The organism is Microbacterium sp. MDV22-iso44 (assembly GCF_058629135.1).
In genome coordinates this window covers 1,101,285-1,120,906 of the sequence record NZ_JBZVWS010000001.1, presented here as the reverse complement: position 1 = coordinate 1,120,906, position 19,622 = coordinate 1,101,285, and the positions used below count along the sequence as shown (strand labels likewise).

The following is a 19,622-nucleotide window of genomic DNA, read 5'->3' as shown; positions in this document are numbered from 1 at the left end:
GCGGCGACGTCAGGACGCGCGGCGGGCGCGGGCGGCGCGGCGCTTGAGGGCGCGACGCTCGTCTTCGGAGAGGCCGCCCCAGACGCCCGAGTCCTGGCCGGTCTCGAGGGCGTACTGCAGGCAGAGTTCGGTGACGGTGCACCGGGCGCAGACGGACTTCGCCTTCTCGATCTGGTCGACGGCGGGTCCGGTGTTCCCCACGGGGAAGAACAGTTCGGGGTCGACGGTCAGGCAGGCAGCTTTGTCGCGCCAATCCATAGCGGTGCTCCTAATAGGGGATCGGAAGTCGGGATGCGACGCCGGGCGACGTCGACTAACCTGGGTGGTGTGCGAGCAGATGCTCGCCCCACGCCGCTGTGGGAGCACACTTGCCCGTCAATATTCCCATGCTCGGGCATGTGAATCAAGGGTTAACGGAGTATTTCGGCGCCTCGCCGTGCCCCGGCGGCCAGGAGGAGCAGTCATCGTGCGGACCACTCGCATCGAGAGGATCGCGGCCGGCTGGCTCGCGCTCGAGGCACTCGGCATCCTGATCCTCGTGGTCTGGGAGCTCGTGGCCCTCCTTCGAGGCGACAGCGGGAGCGTGGGCAGTTCGATCGCCCTCCTGGTCCTCACCGCGGTCGGCGCGGCGGCCCTCGGGGCGTTCGCCGTCGCTGTCTGGCGCGATGGTTCCTGGGGGCGATCCGGCGGCGTCGTTGCTCAACTCCTCGTGTTGTCGATCGCCCTCGGCACCCTCACGGGTGAGGGAGCCGACACGCGTCTCGCCGCGACGATCGCCGTCCCCGCCATCGTCGGACTCGTCGTCCTCATCGCCGCCGCACGAGCGGCGGGCCGGAGGGCCCGCGACACCCCCGTCGACGAGGTCTGATCACACGCTGAGCAGACTGCGGACGCGGGCGACGTGCCCGGTCGCCTTGACGTTGTACAGCGCGTGCGCGACGGAGCCGTCCTCGTCGATGACGAAGGTCGAGCGGATGACGCCCTCGACGACCTTGCCGTAGTTCATCTTCTCGCCCCAGGCCCCGTACGCCTCGTGCACGGCATGGTCGGGGTCGCTCAACAGGTCGTAGGGGAGCGCGTCGCGCTCGCGGAAGGCCTGGAGTTTGGCGGGCTCGTCGCGGGAGATCCCGACCACCGTGTAGCCCGCGGCCTGTAGCGGCGCGACGCTGTCGCGGAAATCGCAGGCCTCGGTCGTGCAGCCCGGCGTCATCGCGGCGGGGTAGAAGAAGGCGATGAGACGCGTCCCGCGGAAGTCGGCGAGGGCGACGGTGCGGCCGTCCTGGTCGACGAGGGAGAAGTCGGGGGCGGGGGATCCGGTGGTCAGTCGCGGCATCCGTCCATTTTAGGCGCGGCGATCAGGTCGCGAACGTCGCCAGCAGCCGTTGCAGGGAATCCAGCCGCGCCGGTCCGCGCTCGCCCAGGCGTCCCTCCGCCACCGCCTCGGCGATCGCGCAATCGGGAGCGTCGGGCAGGTGCGTGCACCCGCGCGGGCACTCCTCGGCGATGGCGGCCAAATCGGTGTAGGCGCGGAGGATGTTGGCGGGGTCGACGTGTCCGAGGCCGAACGAGCGGACCCCCGGGGTGTCGATGACCCATCCGCGGCCGTTCTCACCCGCGTATCGCAGCGAGACCGCCGAGCTCGAGGTGTGACGCCCGCGTCCGGTGACCTCGTTCACGTGTCCGATCGCGCGGAGCGCATCCGGGACCAGGGCGTTCACGAGCGTGGACTTGCCGACGCCGGAGTGGCCGACGAAGACCGTCGAGTGGCCCGACAGCCGTTCGCCGATGAGATCCACGGGCATCGCGTCGCGACCGCTCGTGAAGACCTCGAGATCGTCGAGACCTTCGAAATGGCCGAGGAACGCGGTCGGATCGGCGAGGTCGGTCTTGGTGACGACGAGCATGGGATGCATCCCGGCATCCAACGCGGCGATCAGATAGCGGTCCACCAGCCGCGGCCGCGGCTCGGGGTCGGCGGCGGCGACCACGATGAGCAGCTGGTCGGCGTTGGCGACGATGATCCGCTCGATGTGGTCGGTGTCGTCCGCGCTGCGGCGCAGGAGCGAGGATCGCTCTTCGATGCCGACGATGCGCGCGAGCGTGCCGTCGTCTCCGGACGTGTCGCCCACCACGCGGGCGCGGTCGCCGTTGACGATCGGCTGCTTGCGGAGCTCCCGCGCCCGGGAGGCGAGGATCTGGTGCTCGTCGGGGCCGTCCTCGTCGACGAGCACCGTGTAGCGGCCACGGTCGACGCCCAGGACGCGGGCGATCCGGGCATCGGCGTGAGCGGGTCGGCGTTTGGTGCGAGGCCGGTTGGCCTTCGGATTGGGGCGCATCCGGATGTCGGCCTCGTCGAAATCGAGGTCGTCATCGTCGTCGTCGTTGAGCCAGCTCACGCGAGCATGTCCGCCCACAGCTGGGGGAATTCGGGCATGGTCTTCGCCGTCGTCCCGATGTCGTCGACCACGACTCCCGGCACCCGGAGCCCGATGACGGCTCCGGCTGTCGCGATGCGGTGATCGTGGTGTGCGCGCCAGACGCCGCCGTGGAGCGGGCGGGGGACGATGTGGATGCCGTCCTCCCGCTCCTCCGCCTCGCCACCGAGCTCGCGGAGGTTCGCGACGAGAGCGGCGATGCGATCGGTCTCGTGACCGCGGATGTGTCCGATGCCGTGGAAGGTCGTCGGAGCATCGGCGAACGCCGCGAGGGCGAACAGGGTCGGGGTGAGCTCGCTCGCGGCCGAGAGGTCGAGGTCGACGCCCGCGATGCGGTCGCCGGAGGTGACGGTCAGCGCGCCCGCACGGCGCGAGACGTGGGCGCCCATGACGGGCAGGATGTCGGCCAGCAGGGCACCGGGCTGCGTCGAGTGGGCGGGCCATCCGGGCACGGTCACCGACCCTCCCGTCAGGATCGCCGCAGCGAGGAACGGCGCGGCGTTCGAGAGGTCGGGTTCGATCGCGACATCCTTGCCGCGGACGGGCCCGGCGGGGACGACCCACTCGTTCGGAGTCGGGTGCTCGACGTGGACACCGCGGCGGGCGAGGGCTTCAACCGTCATCTCGATGTGCGGCAGGCTCGGGAGGCGTTCGCCGTCGTGGATCAGGCGGAGTCCCACGTCGAACCGGGCCGCGGCCAGGAGCAGGCCCGAGACGAACTGGCTGGACTGGCTCGCGTCGATCGTCACCTCGCCGCCGCGGATGTGGCCATGGCCACGGACCTCGAACGGGAGGGACCAGCTTCCGGCATCATCGATGTCGGCGCCGACCTCGCGGAGGGCGTGGATCATCGCGCCCATCGGGCGGTGCATCGCGGTGGGGTGCGCCGTCACGTGCACGTCCCCGACCGCGAGACCGGCGATGGGGGAGACGAAACGCATGACCGTCCCAGCCTGACCGCAGTCGATCGTCGTTCCCCCCGTGAAGCGGGCGGGCGGGGTGACGTCGAGGTCGGGACCGAAGGGCGAGTCCCCCGGAACGGGTTCGATCGAGACGCCGAGGGCGCGCAGCGCCTCGATCATGCGCGCGGAGTCGTCGGAATGGAGCGCGCCCGTCACAAGGCTCGGGCCGTCGGCGATCGCCGCGAGAACCAGCTCGCGGTTCGTCAGAGACTTGGACCCCGGGACGGAGACGCGCGCATGAACCGGCTCGGTCGGCGTGGGAGCCGGCCACGACCCGGACGCGGCGGTGGTGGCGGGGGAGGAAGGGGCGTCGCTCATCGCGTCCAGCCTACTGAACGGGGCGTCGCCGCCGACGAGAGCGGTGTCACGACGGTGTCTCGAATCTGCGACACCGACGCGACACGACGGCGACATCGACCCCCTAGCGTGATTCCCATGCACCAGACTTCTCGCACCGGCATCCGATCCGTCGTCCTCGCTGCGGCCCTTCTCACGCCCCTCCTGCTCGCTGGGTGCTCCGTGGCCGTCACCGATCCCGCGTCGAGTTCGTCGCCCGCGGCATCCGATCCGCGCAGTTCGATGCCGGACGCTCCGGACGCGTCGGCGGCGCCGGAGGCCTCGCCCGCACCGGACGCGGGCTCGAGCGCCGAGGTGGACCCCGACGTCCGCGCGAAGCTGGACCGCGCTCGCCTGCGCGACCTGGTGACGCAGAACCTGACCTGCGTCGACGGTTCCGCCACCGTGGGCCGCGACCTCGACGGGATGTACGTCGAGCTGACCGGTGACTGCGCAACGGTGACGATCCTGGCGAGCGCGGGCGGGGTCCTCCTCCCCGACGTCGGGACGCTCACGATCGAGGGCGACGGCGCCACGGTCGTCATGACCTCGGCGACGCAGATCGTGTTCGACAAGAGCGCCGATATCAACGTCGTGGGCTGGGAGAGCGGTAACCCGGACATCGCGTACGCGGGCACCGCCAACATCACGACGCCCCTGTCCTGATCGCTACGATCCCGGTATGTCCTCCGAAGCGGCGCCGCGACTGCTCCTCGTCGACGACGAGCAGTCGATCACCGACAGCCTCGCGCCCTTCCTGAGCCGCAGCGGCTTCGACGTCGCGGTGGCCGCCGACGGGGCGGAGGCGCTGCGGGTGATCGCCTCCCGGCATCCCGACATCGTCGTGAGCGACGTCGTCATGCCCATGGTCGATGGACGCGAGCTGCTGCGACGGCTGCGGCGGTCGGGGGACGCGACTCCCGTCATCCTGCTCACCCACGTCGGCGAATCGGGGGAGCGCTCGGCGGCGCTCGACGAGGGGGCGGACGATTACCTCAACAAGCCGTTCGATCCGCAGGAGCTCGTCTCCCGTGCTCGTGCGGTCCTCCGCCGGGTCGCGGCGGGCGCCGGCGGCCTCGTCTCGTCCGGACTCGTCGAGGCGGAGGGGCTCCGACTCGATCGCCCCGCCCGGCGCGTGTGGCGGGACGGCGTCGAGGTCTCGCTCACGCCGAAGGCGTTCCAGCTGCTCGAGTTCCTCATGACCCGCCCCGGCGAGGTGCACGCCCGGGAACGGCTGCTCAGCGTCGTCTGGGGGTTCGACTTCGCCGCCCACACGCGCGCCGTCGACAACCGGATCGCCGAGCTCCGATCCGTTCTGCGGGATGACGCCTCTGCGCCCACCTACATCGAGACCGTCTCGGGGGTCGGTTACCGATTCACGCGATCGGTGCGCCGCGCGTGAATCGGCGTCGCGTCATCGTCGCCGCCCTCCCGACGGCCGTCGTGCTCGTCGCGGCCGTCGTCCTGCTCGTCGTCGACCGACGGACGGTCGTCGTGTCGGCGCCGCTCGGCACGATGCTCCTCGTCGCGGCCGTCATCGTCGCCGCAGTCACGGTGGTCGCGCTCGTCTGGCGCGCGCATGTGCGTCGGGCGGTGTCACGCGCGAAGGAGGACGCGACCGGATCCGCGGCCGCGGAGCACCGCCGGTTCCTCGACCGGCTGGACCACGAACTGAAGAACCCCATCACGGCGATCCGCGCCGCCGTCGCGGTGAGCGACGCCGCGACGCCGCAGCTCGCGTCGATCGACGCGCAGACCACGCGGATGGCGCGACTTGTCGGGGACCTCCGGAAACTCGGCGAACTGCAGACTGCGCCGATGGAGCGCGTTCCCGTCGACCCGGGCACGATCGTCACCGATGTCGCCGCGACGGTCGGCGACGCGCATGGCAGGGACATCCGCGTCACCCTCCCGTCGGCGCCCTGGCCGCTGCCGTCGCTGACCGGCGATCCGGATCTCCTGTTCACCGCCGTCCACAACGTCGTCGCCAATGCCGTGAAGTACTCCGACCCCGGGGACACCGTGGAGATCCGCGGCATCGAGCGGTCCGGTCGCGTCGTCGTCGAAGTCGCTGACACGGGTCGTGGCATCCCTGCCGCCGACGTGGCGTCCGTCCTTCAGGAACTCGCCCGCGCCTCGAACGCACGTGATCGTCCGGGGAGCGGGCTCGGGCTCGCCCTGGTCCGCACGATCGTCGACCGACACGGCGGAACCGTCACGGTCGATTCGCACGAGGGACGGGGGACGCGGGTGAGCATCGAGCTCCCCGTCGGCGTCGGCTGAGCCGTAGCTCCACGGAAAGCTGGGAATAGCCCCAGCCCCGTGCTCGTTGGAGCTTCATGTCGGTGACGTGCACGCCAGGGGAGAGGAGCGCGATGATCGCAACAGTGGATGCGCCCGAACTCGCCGAATGGGCGGACGTAGACTTGCGGGCGATGAACGATCAGGCGGTCGAAGACCCGCGTACCCAGTTCGAGGAGCAGGCGCTCCCCTTCATGGATCAGCTCTACGCAGCGGCGATGCGGATGACCCGCAACCCCGCCGATGCGTCGGACCTGGTGCAGGAGACCTTCGTCAAGGCCTTCGCCGCCTGGGCGTCCTTCACGCAGGGCACGAACCTCAAGGCGTGGCTGTACCGGATCCTCACGAACACGTACATCAACACGTACCGCAAGAAGCAGCGCGAGCCCTACCAGGGCACCATCGACGACCTCGAGGACTGGCAGCTCGGCGGCGCGGAATCGACGACGGCGTCGTCGGCGCGGTCGGCCGAAGCCGAAGCGATCGACCACATGCCGGCATCCGTCGTCAAGGATGCGCTGCAGTCCCTTCCCGAAGACTTCCGACTGGCCGTGTACCTCGCGGACGTCGAAGGGTTCGCGTATCAGGAGATCGCGGACATCATGAAAACCCCCATCGGCACGGTCATGAGCCGTCTGCACCGAGGCAGACGCCAGCTCCGCGACCTGCTGTCCGACTATGCGAAGGAGCGTGGCATCGAGGTGCCCGCCACAAGGAGTGCGAAATGACCGACTGCGGTTGCGACAAAGCCCAGAAGGACCTCGAGGAGTACCTGCGCAACGAGGTCTGCAACACCCGTCACGCCGACATCACCGAGCACCTCGAGAACTGCGCCGCCTGTCGGGACGAAGCCCTCGTGGCGACGACCCTGACAGCCGTCGTCGCCCGTGCCTGCAAGGAGGCCGCGCCCGAGGATCTGCGTGACCAGGTGCTGGCGCGTCTGCGTGCGGAGCAGGCCACCCACCACTGACGTCTCGACCGTCGATACGAAGAAGGCCCCGCCGAGGCGGGGCCTTCCTCGTACTCGGGATCAGAAGCCGAGCGCCTGCTCCATGATCTCGGCGTGCTGGCGCGCGTGGACCTTCGGCGATCCGGTGGCGGTGGATGCCGCCGAGGACCGCGAGATCCGCTTGATCGTGCGCCCGTGCAGATGTTTCACGACCTCGAGGGCGATGAACGGCCAGGCGCCCTGGTTCTCCGGCTCCTCCTGTACCCAATACAGCTCCGCGTTCGGGTAGCTGTCGAGGACCGCGTTGAGCTGCTCGATCGGAGCCGGGTAGTACTGCTCCAGCCGGACCAGCGCGACCTTCTCGTTCGGGTTCTTCTCGAGCTCCGCAGCGAGGTCCCAGTGGATCTTGCCGGCGTGCAGCAGCACGCGGGTGACGGACTCGCGGTCGAGGGAGCGGTGGTCGTCGATCACCGGCTCGAACTTGCCCTCGAGGAAGTCGTCGACCGAGCTCGTCGCGTTCCGCAGGCGCAGCATGGCCTTCGGCGTGAAGACCACGAGGGGCCGGCGCGGACGGGCGTAGGCCTGGCGACGCAGCAGGTGGAAGTACGACGCGGGCGTCGAGGGACGGGCGACCGTCATGTTGTCCTGCGCACACATCTGCAGGTAGCGCTCGATGCGGGCCGACGAGTGGTCGGGTCCCTGGCCTTCGTAGCCGTGGGGGAGCAGGAGCACGACACTCGACTGCTGGCCCCACTTCTGCTCAGCGGAGGAGATGAACTCGTCGATCACCGACTGCGCCCCGTTGGCGAAGTCGCCGAATTGCGCCTCCCACAGGGTGAGGGTGTCGGCTCGTTCGACGGAGTAGCCGTACTCGAAGGCCATCGCCGCGTACTCGCTGAGCAGCGAGTCGTACACGTAGAAACGGCCCTGGTTGTCGCTCAGGTTGGCGAGTGGCAGCCATTCCTGGCCGTTCGCCCGGTCGTGCATGACGGCGTGACGCGTCACGAACGTGCCGCGACGGACGTCCTGGCCGGCCAGGCGCACGTTCGACCCCTCGACGAGGAGCGAGCCGAAGGCGAGCAGTTCGCCGAAGCCCCAGTCGATCTTGCCGTTGCGGCTCATGTCCTGGCGCTTGTCGAGCAGCTGCTGGAGCTTCGTGTGCACCGTGAAGCCCTCGGGCTTGTTCACGAAGGCGTCGCCGATGCGCTCGATGACGTCGCGGCTGACGGCGGTGGAGTCCGGCTCGCCGACGGCGGGCTCCGCCGGGGCGTCGGCGCTGACGACGGGCGAGGTGCCGGTCTGCGCCGCGTGGATCTCGGCGAAGGCGATCTCGAGGCGGTTCTGGAAGTCCTGCTTCGCCTTGTCGTACTCCTCCTCGGTGATGTCGCCGCGTCCGACGAGGGCCTCGGTGTAGAGCTTGCGGACCGAGCGCTTCGCCTCGATGAGGTTCGTCATGAGGGGCTGCGTCATCGAGGGGTCGTCGCCCTCGTTGTGGCCGCGGCGCCGGTAGCAGACGAGGTCGATGACGACGTCGCGGTTGAACTCCTGGCGGTAGCGGAAGGCGAGCTCGGCGACGTGCACGACGGCCTCGGGGTCGTCGCCGTTCACGTGGAAGATCGGTGCCTGGATCGTCTTGGCGACGTCGGTGGCGTAGATCGACGTGCGGGCGTCGAGCGGGAGGGTCGTGAAGCCGACCTGGTTGTTGACCACGACGTGGACCGTGCCGCCGGTGCGGTAGCCGCGCAGGCGCGACATCTGCAGCGTCTCCATGACGACACCCTGGCCCGCGAAGGCCGCGTCGCCGTGGACGAGGATCGGGAGCCACGAGAACGATCCGATGGGGAGGCGGTCCTGCTTGGCGCGGACGATGCCCTCGAGGACGCCGTCGACGGTCTCGAGGTGCGAGGGGTTCGCGGCGAGGTAGACGGGGAGTTCTTCGCCGCCGTCGGCGACGAAGGTGCCCTGGGTGCCCAGGTGGTACTTGACGTCGCCCGAGCCGCTCTTGGAGCCGACGGCCACCGATCCCTCGAACTCGCGGAAGATCTGGCTGTAGGTCTTGCCGGCGACGTTGGTGAGGACGTTGAGGCGACCGCGGTGCGCCATCGCGATGGCGGCTCCGTCGAGGCCCTCGGATGCCGCGCCCTGGAGGATCTGGTCCAGCAGCGGCACGAGCGACTCGCCGCCTTCGAGGCTGAAGCGCTTCTGGCCGACGAACTTGGTCTGCAGGAAGGTCTCGAAGGCCTCGGCCTCGTTCAGCTTGCCGAGGACGCGCAGCTGCTCGTCGTGGCCGGGCTTCTGGTACTTGACCTCGAGGTTGTCCTGGAACCACTTGCGCTGCGTCGGGTCCTGGATGTGCATGTACTCGACACCGACGGTGCGGCAGTACGAGTCGCGCAGGATCCCGAGGATGTCCCGGAGCTTCATCGTGCGCTTGCCGCCGAACCCGTTCGTGACGAACTCGCGGTCGAGGTCCCAGAAGGTCAGCCCGTGGTTCTCGATCTCGAGGTCGGGGTGCGTGCGCTGCACGTACTCGAGGGGGTCGATGTCGGCCATCATGTGGCCGCGGACGCGGTAGGAGTTGATGAGCTCCTGGACACGTGCCGTCTTGTCGACGCGCTCGGCGATGTCGACCTTGATGTCGCTCGACCAGCGGATGGGGGAGTACGGGATGCGGAGGGCCGCGAAGATGTCGTCGTAGAACCCCTCCTGGCCGATCAGCAGCTGGTGCACGATCTTCAGGAACTCACCCGAGCCGGCACCCTGGATCACGCGGTGGTCGTAAGTGCTCGTGAGGGTGATGGTCTTGCCGATGCCGAGCTCGCCCAGCGTCTTCTCGCTCGCGCCCTGGAACTCGGCCGGGTAGTCGAGGGCGCCGGCGCCGATGATGCAGCCCTGACCCTTCATCAGACGCGGCACGGAGTGCACCGTGCCGATCCCGCCGGGGTTGGTGAGGGACACCGTCGTGCCCTGGAAGTCGGCGGCGGTCAGCTTGTTCTTGCGGGCGCGCTGGACCAGGTCCTCGTAGGCGGTCAGGTATTCGCCGAAGGTCAGAGTCTCGGCCTGCTTGATGCTCGGCACCATGAGGGCACGCGTGCCGTCCGGCTTCGGAAGGTCGATCGCGATGCCCAGGTTGATGTGAGCGGGGGCGACGACCGACGGCTTGCCGTCGACCTCGGCGTAGTAGACGTTCTGCGTCGGGAAGGCCTTCAGCGCCTGGATCAGCGCCCACCCGATGATGTGGGTGAAGCTCACCTTGCCGCCGCGCGTGCGCGACATGTGGTTGTTGATGACGATGCGGTTGTCGATCATCAGCTTCGCGGGGATCGTGCGAACGCTCGTCGCCGTCGGGACGGTGAGCGACTCGTCCATGTTCGCGGCGAGGGTCTTGGGCAGGCCGCGGAGCGGGGTGACCGTGTCCTCGAGGGTCGCCTTCTCCGCGGACGGGGCGGCCTTGGGCGCCTCGGCGGGGATCGGCTGCGGTGCCGCCGGGCGTGCGGTGGTGCGTGCCACGGGCTGCGCGCCGGTGGCGGCGGGGCGGGCCTCGGCGGCGGAAGCGGATGCCGCAGGCGTCGGGGCGGCGGGGGCGGATGCCGTCGGTGCCGCAGCCTCGGCGGGAGCGCCCGTCGACGGGGCGTCGGGGGTGTAGGCCTCGAGGATCGGCCACCACTCCTTGTCCACCGAGTTCTTGTCCCGGCTGTACTGCTCGTACAGCTCTGCGACGAGCCATTCGTTGGCTCCGAACTCCCCGTCGCTCGTAGTTCCCACGCCGGTCGCCTGACTGGACACGGTTCCGCCTGCTTTCGTCGTCGACGTTCGAAATTGTGCGGGCCTCGCGCGGCCTCGCGCACAGACGTCAAGGGTATCCCAGGTTGTCCCCCCTCCGACCCGCGCCGACGGCTCGGACGCGGGGGTTCCGCGTCGCCTAGCGTGGGTGTATGCACTTCTCCGGCGAGCGGCCCGCAGGCGACCTGACTTACTCCGACGTGTTCCTCGTTCCCCGACGATCGGATGTCACGAGTCGACTCGACGTGGACCTCTCGCCGGGCGACGGCACGAGCGCCACGATCCCGATCGTCGCGTCGAACATGAACTCCGTCACCGGCCCGCGGCTGGCGGCGACGCTCGCCCGGCGAGGCGGTCTCGCCGTCCTGCCGCAGGACATGGCGTTGCAGGATGTGGATGCCGGCATCCGCTGGGTGAAGGAGCAGCCGGTGAGCTGGGACACGCCGCTCGTCCTGTCGCCCGACGCGCTCGTCTCGGACGCGGCTGCCCTTCTCCCGCCGTCCTCGGGGCACGGCGTCGTCGTGACGTCCGCCACGGGGCGGATCCACGTCGACGACATCCTCGGCATCGTTCCGGCCGAGCGGCTCGGCACGGCTCTGCCCGATGCGCGCCTCGGTGACCTGGTGCGCGGGCGCGCGGCATCCATCGACGCCGACGACGTCGACTCCGCCCGGGCCGCCTTCGACCTGCTCATCGCGGCGGATGCCGACCTCGTCACCGTGCTGCAGCACGGCCATCTCGTGGGAACCCTGTCGCGGCGGACCGCCTTGCGCTCGTCGCTCTACCGTCCCGCCGTGGACGCCGACGGGCGCCTCATCGTGGCAGCCGCCGTCGGGATCAACGGCGACGTCGCGGCGAAGGCCCGCGCGCTCGCCGCCGCCGGCGTCGACGCGCTCGTGGTCGACACCGCGCACGGGCATCAGGAGAGCATGATCCGTGCCCTCCGCGCGGTCGCTGCGGAGGACCTCGGCCTCCCGATCGTCGCGGGGAACGTCGTGACCGCTGAGGGCGTCCGCGACCTCGTCGAGGCCGGCGCCACCATTCTGAAGGTCGGGGTCGGTCCCGGCGCGATGTGCACCACCCGCATGATGACGGCCGTGGGGCGTCCGCAGTTCTCGGCGGTGCTCGAGACGGCCGAGGCCGCCGCCGCGGTCGGCGCGCACGTGTGGTCGGACGGCGGCGTCCGCTACCCCCGCGACGTCGCCCTCGCCCTGGCGGCGGGCGCGGCATCCGTCATGATCGGGTCGTGGTTCGCCGGCACGATCGAGGCGCCCGGTGACCTCCGGGTCGACGCCGAGGGTCGCGTGTTCAAGGAGTCGTGGGGCATGGCCTCGACGAAGGCCGTCCAGGGCAGGTTCGGCCGCCTCGACCCGTTCGAGCGCGCGCGCAAGGAGCTGTTCGCGGAGGGCATCTCGTCGTCGCGGATCTACCTCGACCCGCTCCGGCCGAGCGTCGAGGACCTGCTCGACATGATCACCTCGGGGGTCCGGTCGTCCTTCACCTACGCGGGCGCGGCGACCGTGCCCGATTTCCACGAGCGGGCGACGGTCGGCTTCCAGTCGGCGGCCGGGTACGAGGAGGGCAGGGCTCTGCCGGTCAGCTGGTGAAAGAGCGCACGCGCGCGAGGCGCGCGGTGCCGTAGAATCGTCCCCACAATGGACGACCCTCCCAGTAGACCTTCGCCCCACCGACCCTGCTCCCCGATGATCGGGGGTGACGTGTGATGGACTACGTCATGTTGGGCGTGGGGCTGCTCCTGACCGTGGGAACCGGCCTGTTCGTGGCCAGTGAGTTCGCACTCGTCAACCTCGATCGCGCCGACCTCGAAGCGCGCCGCGCCGCCGGTGAGAGCCGACTCTCTCTCACGATCAACGCGCTCCGGATCACGTCGACGCACCTCTCGAGCGCGCAGCTCGGCATCACGCTGACCACGCTCCTCACCGGTTACACGATGGAACCGGCGCTGTCGAACCTGCTGGATCCGGTGTTCCGCGTCTGGGGTCTTCCCGAAGCGGCATCCCGCCCCATCTCGACCGTGATCGCCATGGCGACCGCCACAATCTTCTCGATGATCATCGGCGAGCTCGTGCCCAAGAACTTCGCGCTCGCGGTTCCCCGCCAGACGGCGAAGCTCGTCATGGGGTTCCAGACCGTCTTCACGACCGTCTTCAAGCCCGCGATCCAGCTGCTCAACGGCAGCGCGAACGCGGTGCTGCGGGCCATGGGCGTCGAGCCCAAGGAGGAGCTCTCCGGCGCGCGCACGGCTGAGGAGCTCTCGAGCCTCGTCCGGCGCTCGGCGAGCGCGGGCGTCCTCGAGAAGGACACCGCGTCGCTGCTCGATCGCACGCTGACCTTCTCGCGCCTGACGACGGCCGACGTCATGACCCCGCGGCCGAGCGTCCACGCCGTCGCCGCGGACGACAGCGTCGAAGAGGTCGTCCAGCTCGCCCGGCGCACCGGCCACAGCCGGTTCCCCGTCTACGGCGAGTCGATGGACGACATCACGGGCATCGTCCACTTGAAGCAGGCCGTCTCGGTGCCGCGCGAGCGACGCGCCGACGTGCCGGCCGCCGCGATCGCGGAGGAGCCGCTGCGCGTCCCCGAAGCGGTGCACCTCGACGGGCTGATGTCGGAGCTGCGCTCCCGCGGCTACCAGATGGCGATCGTCGTCGACGAGTACGGCGGCACCGCCGGCGTCGTCACCCTCGAGGACCTCGTCGAGGAGATCGTCGGGGAGGTGCTCGACGAGCACGATCGCAACCGTGCGGGCGTCGTCCGCGGCAAGGGGTCCATCGTCTTCCCCGGTGACCTCCGGCCCGACGAGGTGCTCGACCGCACCGGCATCCGCGTCCCCGAGGGGGACGTCTACGACACGGTCGGCGGCTTCATCATGGCCACACTGGAACGCATCCCCGCCGTGGGCGACCAGATCACCCTCGACGACGGGACCATCACCGTGCAGCGGATGGACGGCCGCCGAGTCGACCGCGTGAAGTTCGTGCCCGCTCCCGTGCCGGTCGGCGCTGAGACGGAGAGGGGTGAGCGGCGATGAACGACTGGGCTGGAATCGCGTGGCTCGTCGTCCTCCTCGTGGCGAACGCCTTCTTCGTCGGCGCGGAGTTCGCCGTCATCTCGGCGCGACGATCGCAGATCGAGCCACTGGCCGAGAAGGGGTCGCGGTCGGCCAAGACCGCGCTCTGGGCGATGGAGCACGCCACGCTCATGCTGGCGACGTGTCAGCTCGGCATCACCATCTGCTCGCTGCTCATCCTGAACGTCTCGGAGCCGGCGATCCACCACCTGCTGGCGGTGCCGTTGGAAGCCATCGGCCTGCCGTACGCGGTCGTCGACGTCACGGGCTTCGTCATCGCGCTGCTGCTGGTGTCGTACCTGCACGTCGTGTTCGGCGAGATGGTCCCCAAGAACCTCGCGTTCTCGCTGCCGGATCGCGCCGTGCTCCTGCTCGCGCCCCCGCTCGTGTTCGTCTCGCGGGTCTTCCACCCGATCATCGTGGCGCTCAACTGGATCGCGAACCATATCGTGCGGCTGTTCCGCGTCGAGCCGAAGGACGAGGCCGCCTCGACCTTCACGCTCGACGAGGTCGCGACGATCGTCAACCAGTCCCGCATCGAGGGCGTGCTCGACGATGCGTCGGGCGCGGTTGCGATGGCGGTCGAGTTCACCGACAAGAAGGCGAAGGATGTCGCGGTTCCGCTCTCGGAGCTCGTGACCCTGCCCGAGAACACCACGCCCGACGAGATCGAACGGGCCGTCGCCCGGCACGGGTTCTCGCGGTACGTGATCGTCGACGACGAGGGGATGCCGCTCGGTTACGTCCACCTGAAGGACGTGCTGCGCGCGGCCGAGGGGGACGACTCCGAGAACACCGTCGCGCAGCCGATCAAACCCAAGCGGATCCACCACATGATCCCGATCGGCGAGACCACCGACCTCGAGGACGCGCTCGCGCTCATGCGTCGCTCGAGTCGGCACCTCGCTCAGGTCCGCGACACGGCGGGGGAGACGACCGCGGTGCTGTTCCTCGAGGACATCATCGAGGAGCTCGTCGGCGAAGTGCACGACGCGACGCGCCGCCTCTGACCAGGCTCAGCGCCGGCGGGCGCGGAGGTACTGCGGCGGCCAGAGCGTCGCAGCCTCCGCGTCGCCGAGGTCGTCCGCGGCCTGCAGGGCGAAGTTCGGGTTCCGCAGCCAGCCGCGGCCGATCATGACCGCATCGGCGAGGCCGTCCTGGAGGACGGCCTCGGCCTGCGGGCCATCGAGGATCTCGCCGACCGCTGTGACGAGCAGCCCGGTGCGTTCGCGGACGGTCGCCGCGAACGGCACCTGGTACCCCGGTCCCGTCGTGATCTTCTGGTGCGCGACCAGTCCGCCCGTCGAGATGTCGATGACGCTCGCGCCGCGCTCGCCGACCCAGCCGGCGACCGTCGCGGTCTCGTCGACGCCCCAGCCGCCGTCGGCCCAATCGGTCGCCGAGAAGCGCACCGCGAGGGTGCGGGAGGGCGCGGCATCCCGGACCGCGTCGACGACGCGCAGGAGGAAGCGGGCGCGGTTCTCCAGCGACCCGCCGTACTCGTCGGTGCGCTCGTTCGACAGCGGCGAGAGGAACTGGTGCAGCAGGTAGCCGTGCGCCGCGTGCACCTCGAGCAGGTCGAAACCGGCCTCGTCCGCGCGGCGGGCGGCGTCGCCGAACGCGACCACGAGGGCGTCGATGCCGCTCGCGTCGAGGGCGACCGGCTCGGCGTAGCCGTCGAACGCGACGGCGGAGGGGGCGACGGTCGTCCAGCCGCCGTCGGCGGGGGCGACGCTGCCGCGAGCGTCGTCGAACGGACGGTGCGTCGAGGCCTTCCGCCCCGCGTGCGCGAGCTGCACGCCCGCGAGGGCACCGCGGGAGTGGATCGCCGCGACGATGGGGGCCCAGGCATCCCGCTGCGCGTCGTTCCACAGCCCGGTGTCGGACGGGGTGATCCGTCCCTCGGGCACGACGGCCGTCGCCTCGGCGATGACCACCCCGGCGCCGCCGTTGGCGAACTGCGCGAGGTGCACGTGGTGCCAGTCGTTCGGCACGCCCTCGACGGCGGAGTACTGGCACATGGGCGAGACCCAGAGGCGGTTGCGGGCGGTCGTACCGGACAGCTCGAGCGGGCGGAAGAGGAGGGTCATGAGCGGACTCCGTCGCATAGGGTGGGCGCCATGACGGCGCAGGGGTGGAACGGTGCGGACACGGCAGCGGTCCTCACCGAGCCAACGGCCGACGACGACAAGTATTCCCGCGGTGTGGTCGGGATGCGGACCGGATCTGCCGCGTTCCCGGGAGCTGCGGTGCTCGGCGTCGAGGCCGCCTGGCGCACCGGCGTCGGCATGGTGCGCTACCTCGGACCCGAGCGAGCAGCCGATCACGTCCTCGGCCGTCGGCCCGAGACCGTGACGGCGGACGGCCGCGTGCAGGCGTGGGTCGTCGGGTCCGGGACGGATGCCGCGCACCGCTCCGCGCGCGAACGTGCGGCGCTCCGGGGCATCCTCTCCGGCGAGGCACCGGTCGTCGTGGATGCGGGAGCCCTGGACCTGGCCGCCGGAGCATCGGCGCCCGTCGTGGCGACGCCGCACGGACGCGAGCACGCCCGGCTGCGGCAGATGCTGGGACTCGACCCGGAGATCGACGACCCTGCGGAGACGTCGGCCGCGCTCGGCGGTGTCGTCGTCCGGAAGGGGGCGACCACCGTCGTCGCCGCACCCGGAATCGAGCCGATCGAGATCACCGCGCCGACCTCGTGGCTGGCGACCGCCGGGACGGGCGACGTCCTCGCGGGGACCGTCGGCGCCGTGGTCGCGGGTGTCATCGGGCACGGGACGTCGCCGGCCGACCTCGGCGCACTGCAGCGGGCCGCGGCATCCGCCGTCTGGTTGCACGGGCACGCGGCCGCGCTCGCCGTCGCAGCGAACGGCGGCGGACCGATCGTCGCGCTCGACGTCGCCGAGCACCTGCCGCACGCCGTCGCGGCGGCTCTCGCGGGGTGACGCCGGCGCGTCGCCCTAGGCTGGAGGGCGTGACGAACCGCGTGCTGCTCTGGGCCGCGTTCGCCCTCGTCCACCTCTTCGTCGGCGCTCTCGGCTTCCTGCTGCCGAACGAGCCCATGGGCGATGTCTACCGGGTCTACGAACCCTGGTCGCGCGCCGTCTTCTCGGGCGGCGGGATCGTCGGCGTCACGCAGGACTGGGTCTATCCGCACCTCGCGCTCCTGCCGATGCTCCTCGCACACCTGCCCGGAGCGCTCGTCGGGAGCTACACCGTCGGGTGGGCGATCCTCGTGACAGCCGTCGACGGGGTCGCCTTCGCCGTGCTGATCGGCGCCGGACGCTCGCGCGGTCGTCTCACGGCCGCGGTCTTCTGGCTCGCCGCGATCGTCGCCCTCGGGCCCGTCGGGATGTACCGGATCGACGGCGTGTCGGTTCCGCTCGCGATCCTCGGATGCCTGTGGCTGCTGCGCCGACCGGGTATCGCCGGAGCGCTGCTCGCCGCAGCGACCTGGATCAAGATCTGGCCGGCGGCACTCATCGGGGCGGCCGTCGTCGCCGTGCGTCGATGGAGCGTCATCATCGGGGCCGGCGCCCTCGTCAGTGCGCTCATCCTGGGGATCGTCGTCGCCGCGGGCGGTGCCGACCACGCGCTCGGCTTCGTCAGCGGGCAGACCGGGCGAGGGCTCCAGGTCGAGGCGCCGGTGAGCGCCGTGTACCTGTGGGGCGCGCTGCTCGGAGCCGACGGGTGGACGGTCTACTACGACCAGGGGATCCTCACCTTCCAGGTCACCGGGCCGCTGCTGAGCGTCGTGTCGGCGCTCATGACCCCGGCTCTCGTGCTGGCCGCCGCCGCGGTCGTCGCCATCGGCGTCGTCAAGGTCCGGAGGAAGGTGCCGTTCGTGCGGCTCTTCCCCGCCCTGGGGCTCGCGCTCACGACCGTCCTCATCGTCGTCAACAAGGTCGGCTCGCCGCAGTTCCAGACGTGGCTGTTCGCGATCGTCGTCTTCGGGCTCGTGGTGGACCGTCGCCGGTGGATGGCACCCGGCATCCTCGTCCTCGCGTCCGCCGCGCTGACGCAGCTCGTCTATCCCGTTCTCTACAACGGCATCGTCTCGCCCGAGATCGTCGCCGTGAGTGTGCTGACCCTCCGGAACCTCGCACTGGCCGTGCTGATGGTGTGGATGGTCGTGCGCCTGTGCCGTCTCCCCGCCCGCTCCATCCCTTGATCCGGAGGTCCCCATGATCGTCGCCTTCTCCGTCGCCCCGTCCGGGAACGGCAACCCGGACGGTTCCGTCCACGACGCGGTCGCGGCCGCCGTCGCCGTCGTCCGCGCCTCGGGCCTGCCGCACCGGACCACGAGCATGTTCACCGAGATCGAAGGGGAGTGGGACGAGGTGATGGCCGTCGTCAAGGGCGCCGTCGACGCCGTGCAGCCGTTCGGCTCCCGCGTCTCGCTCGTCCTGAAAGCCGACATCCGCCCCGGCTACACGGGGGAGATCAACGGCAAGATCGAGCGTCTCGAGTCCGCGCTCGAATCGATTCGTCCCCAGGAGGGGAGCGGGACTACGATCCCGGAGTGACGTCCGCTCCCACCCGCCCCCGCCGCGCGCTGCTGGCGCTCGCCATCGGCAGCTTCGCCATCGGGATGACGGAGTTCGTCGTCATGGGGCTCCTCCCCGAGATCGCACGCGAACTGCTGCCCACGGCGTGGGCCGCATCGCAGGAGGATGCCATCGCCCAGGCGGGCTGGCTCATCACGCTCTACGCGCTCGGCGTCGTGATCGGAGCCCCGACGATCGCGGCATCCGTCGCGAAATACCCGCGACACCGGGTCATGATCCTCCTCGCCGGTGCGCTGACGCTCTGCAACGCGCTGACGCTGATCCTGCCGACGTTCGAGCTGGTCGCGGCATCCCGTCTGCTGGCCGGTCTTCCGCACGGCGCCTACTTCGGGATCGGCGCCCTCGTCGCCGCCGACGTCATGGGCCCGGGCAACCGTGCCAAGGGCATCGCCTTCGTCCTCACGGGACTGACGGTCGCCAACGTCGTCGGTGTACCGCTCGGCACGTTCCTCGGCCAGAACCTCGGCTGGCGCTGGGCGTTCGTCATGGTCGTCGTCATCTTCGCCGCAGCGACGGTCGCGATCGCCCTGACCGTGCCGCACCGAGCCGGTGAGCCGTCGCGGACGCTGCGCGCGGAGCTCAAGGTGTTCCGCATCCCGCAGGTCTGGTTCGCGCTCGGGATCGGCGCGATCGGTTTCGGCGGCTTCTTCGCCGTCTACACGTACGTCTCGCCGCTCGTGACCGAGGCGGCGGGGGCGCCCGCCTGGCTCGTTCCGATCGTGCTCGTCGTGCTGGGACTCGGGATGACCGCCGGGAACCTCGTCGGCGGCCACCTCGCCGACGTCAACCTCGTCCGATCGATGCTCGGCCTCCTCGGCCTCCTCGTGGTCACGCAGCTCCTGCTGGCACTGACGACGGGCTGGATCGTGACCGTGATCGTCTTCGTCTTCGCGGTGGCATTCGCGTCGTCGGCCGTGAGCCCCACCGTGCAGACACGGCTCATGGACGTCGCCGGCGACAACCAGTCGATCGCCGCCGCGCTCAACCACTCCGCGTTCAACACGGGCAACGCGGTCGGCGCCGCCCTCGGCGGTGCGGTCATCGCCGCAGGGCTCGGCTACACCGCCCCCGTCTGGGTCGGCCTGCTGCTCGCCCTGGGCGGACTCGTGATCGGGATCGTCAGCGTCACGGTCGAGCGCCGCACCGCGGCGCGAACGCCGGCCGTTCGCTGACACGCTCCGGGGGAGGGCGCAACCC

The 19,622-nt window shown here is 70.4% G+C and carries 19 protein-coding genes; 13 read left to right on the top strand and 6 right to left on the bottom strand.

Translation table 11 applies throughout. The features are described from left to right. Positions 1-9: 9 nt before the first annotated feature. Positions 10-258 carry a WhiB family transcriptional regulator gene (locus AC4NN1_RS05560; protein WP_018188706.1) on the bottom strand — a complete coding sequence of 83 codons (249 nt, stop codon included), beginning with the start codon at positions 256-258 and terminating at the stop codon, positions 10-12. Positions 259-466: 208 nt separating this feature from the next. Here AC4NN1_RS05560 and AC4NN1_RS05555 point away from each other — a divergent pair, with 208 nt between their 5' ends. Next, positions 467-868, top strand: a complete 402-nt coding sequence (locus tag AC4NN1_RS05555; protein WP_018188705.1) for a hypothetical protein — start codon at positions 467-469, stop codon at positions 866-868. Here the strand turns inward: AC4NN1_RS05555 and bcp are convergent, their stop codons facing one another. From bcp to aroA, 3 genes are read right to left on the bottom strand one after another with little or no spacing between them, the layout of a single operon-like run. Further along, positions 869-1,333: a thioredoxin-dependent thiol peroxidase gene (bcp, locus tag AC4NN1_RS05550; RefSeq protein ID WP_311869942.1), complete on the bottom strand. Its 465-nt coding sequence runs from the start codon at positions 1,331-1,333 to the stop codon at positions 869-871. Between the two features lie 22 nt (positions 1,334-1,355). After that, the gene (gene rsgA / locus AC4NN1_RS05545) at positions 1,356-2,396 is read right to left on the bottom strand and encodes a ribosome small subunit-dependent GTPase A (RefSeq protein WP_020665408.1); all 1,041 of its coding nucleotides are present in this window, start codon (positions 2,394-2,396) and stop codon (positions 1,356-1,358) included. Beyond that, positions 2,393-3,715: a 3-phosphoshikimate 1-carboxyvinyltransferase gene (aroA, locus tag AC4NN1_RS05540; RefSeq protein ID WP_020096774.1), complete on the bottom strand. Its 1,323-nt coding sequence runs from the start codon at positions 3,713-3,715 to the stop codon at positions 2,393-2,395. Before aroA ends, rsgA begins: the two co-directional genes overlap by 4 nt. A gap of 117 nt (positions 3,716-3,832) precedes the next feature. Here aroA and AC4NN1_RS05535 point away from each other — a divergent pair, with 117 nt between their 5' ends. From AC4NN1_RS05535 to AC4NN1_RS05515, 5 genes are all read left to right on the top strand, one after another. Next, complete coding sequence (locus AC4NN1_RS05535; protein WP_491954757.1) at positions 3,833-4,399, top strand: DUF3060 domain-containing protein; 567 nt, start codon at positions 3,833-3,835, stop codon at positions 4,397-4,399. A gap of 16 nt (positions 4,400-4,415) precedes the next feature. Beyond that, complete coding sequence (locus AC4NN1_RS05530; RefSeq protein ID WP_491954756.1) at positions 4,416-5,135, top strand: response regulator transcription factor; 720 nt, start codon at positions 4,416-4,418, stop codon at positions 5,133-5,135. Further along, a complete protein-coding gene (locus AC4NN1_RS05525) occupies positions 5,132-6,016 on the top strand; it encodes a sensor histidine kinase (RefSeq protein WP_491954755.1) in 885 nt (294 codons plus the stop codon). The genes AC4NN1_RS05530 and AC4NN1_RS05525 overlap by 4 nt, the downstream gene beginning before the upstream one ends. Before the next feature lie 92 nt (positions 6,017-6,108). Continuing rightward, positions 6,109-6,762, top strand: a complete 654-nt coding sequence (locus AC4NN1_RS05520; protein WP_028497349.1) for a sigma-70 family RNA polymerase sigma factor — start codon at positions 6,109-6,111, stop codon at positions 6,760-6,762. Further along, positions 6,759-7,004 (top strand): zf-HC2 domain-containing protein, encoded by a 246-nt coding sequence (locus tag AC4NN1_RS05515; RefSeq protein ID WP_018188697.1) that lies wholly within the window; start codon positions 6,759-6,761, stop codon positions 7,002-7,004. The genes AC4NN1_RS05520 and AC4NN1_RS05515 overlap by 4 nt, the downstream gene beginning before the upstream one ends. 60 nt (positions 7,005-7,064) lie before the next feature. Here AC4NN1_RS05515 and AC4NN1_RS05510 read toward each other — a convergent pair whose 3' ends face one another. After that, positions 7,065-10,769 (bottom strand): multifunctional oxoglutarate decarboxylase/oxoglutarate dehydrogenase thiamine pyrophosphate-binding subunit/dihydrolipoyllysine-residue succinyltransferase subunit, encoded by a 3,705-nt coding sequence (locus AC4NN1_RS05510; RefSeq protein ID WP_026303033.1) that lies wholly within the window; start codon positions 10,767-10,769, stop codon positions 7,065-7,067. 149 nt (positions 10,770-10,918) lie between these two features. On the opposite strand from AC4NN1_RS05510, the gene guaB1 reads away from it, so the two are divergent. The 3 genes from guaB1 to AC4NN1_RS05495 all read left to right on the top strand — a co-directional run bounded on the left by guaB1 (position 10,919) and on the right by AC4NN1_RS05495 (position 14,867). Continuing rightward, positions 10,919-12,373, top strand: a complete 1,455-nt coding sequence (gene guaB1 / locus AC4NN1_RS05505; protein ID WP_491954754.1) for a GMP reductase — start codon at positions 10,919-10,921, stop codon at positions 12,371-12,373. Positions 12,374-12,489: 116 nt separating this feature from the next. Beyond that, positions 12,490-13,818: a hemolysin family protein gene (locus AC4NN1_RS05500; protein ID WP_491954753.1), complete on the top strand. Its 1,329-nt coding sequence runs from the start codon at positions 12,490-12,492 to the stop codon at positions 13,816-13,818. Further along, positions 13,815-14,867, top strand: a complete 1,053-nt coding sequence (locus AC4NN1_RS05495; protein WP_020096778.1) for a hemolysin family protein — start codon at positions 13,815-13,817, stop codon at positions 14,865-14,867. The genes AC4NN1_RS05500 and AC4NN1_RS05495 overlap by 4 nt, the downstream gene beginning before the upstream one ends. 6 nt (positions 14,868-14,873) lie before the next feature. Here AC4NN1_RS05495 and AC4NN1_RS05490 read toward each other — a convergent pair whose 3' ends face one another. Further along, complete coding sequence (locus AC4NN1_RS05490) at positions 14,874-15,947, bottom strand: NADH:flavin oxidoreductase/NADH oxidase (RefSeq protein ID WP_491954752.1); 1,074 nt, start codon at positions 15,945-15,947, stop codon at positions 14,874-14,876. 21 nt (positions 15,948-15,968) lie between these two features. On the opposite strand from AC4NN1_RS05490, the gene AC4NN1_RS05485 reads away from it, so the two are divergent. From AC4NN1_RS05485 to AC4NN1_RS05470, 4 genes are read left to right on the top strand one after another with little or no spacing between them, the layout of a single operon-like run. Beyond that, positions 15,969-16,802 (top strand): ADP-dependent NAD(P)H-hydrate dehydratase, encoded by an 834-nt coding sequence (locus AC4NN1_RS05485; RefSeq protein WP_491954751.1) that lies wholly within the window; start codon positions 15,969-15,971, stop codon positions 16,800-16,802. Between the two features lie 29 nt (positions 16,803-16,831). Continuing rightward, on the top strand, positions 16,832-18,028 hold the full coding sequence (locus tag AC4NN1_RS05480; RefSeq protein WP_491954750.1) for a hypothetical protein: 1,197 nt from the start codon (positions 16,832-16,834) through the stop codon (positions 18,026-18,028). Positions 18,029-18,041: 13 nt separating this feature from the next. Further along, entirely contained in the window at positions 18,042-18,383 is a 342-nt protein-coding gene (locus AC4NN1_RS05475) for a thiamine-binding protein (RefSeq protein WP_311869947.1), read from the top strand. Then, positions 18,380-19,597 (top strand): MFS transporter, encoded by a 1,218-nt coding sequence (locus tag AC4NN1_RS05470; RefSeq protein ID WP_491954749.1) that lies wholly within the window; start codon positions 18,380-18,382, stop codon positions 19,595-19,597. Before AC4NN1_RS05475 ends, AC4NN1_RS05470 begins: the two co-directional genes overlap by 4 nt. The last annotated feature ends 25 nt before the right edge of the window (positions 19,598-19,622 follow it).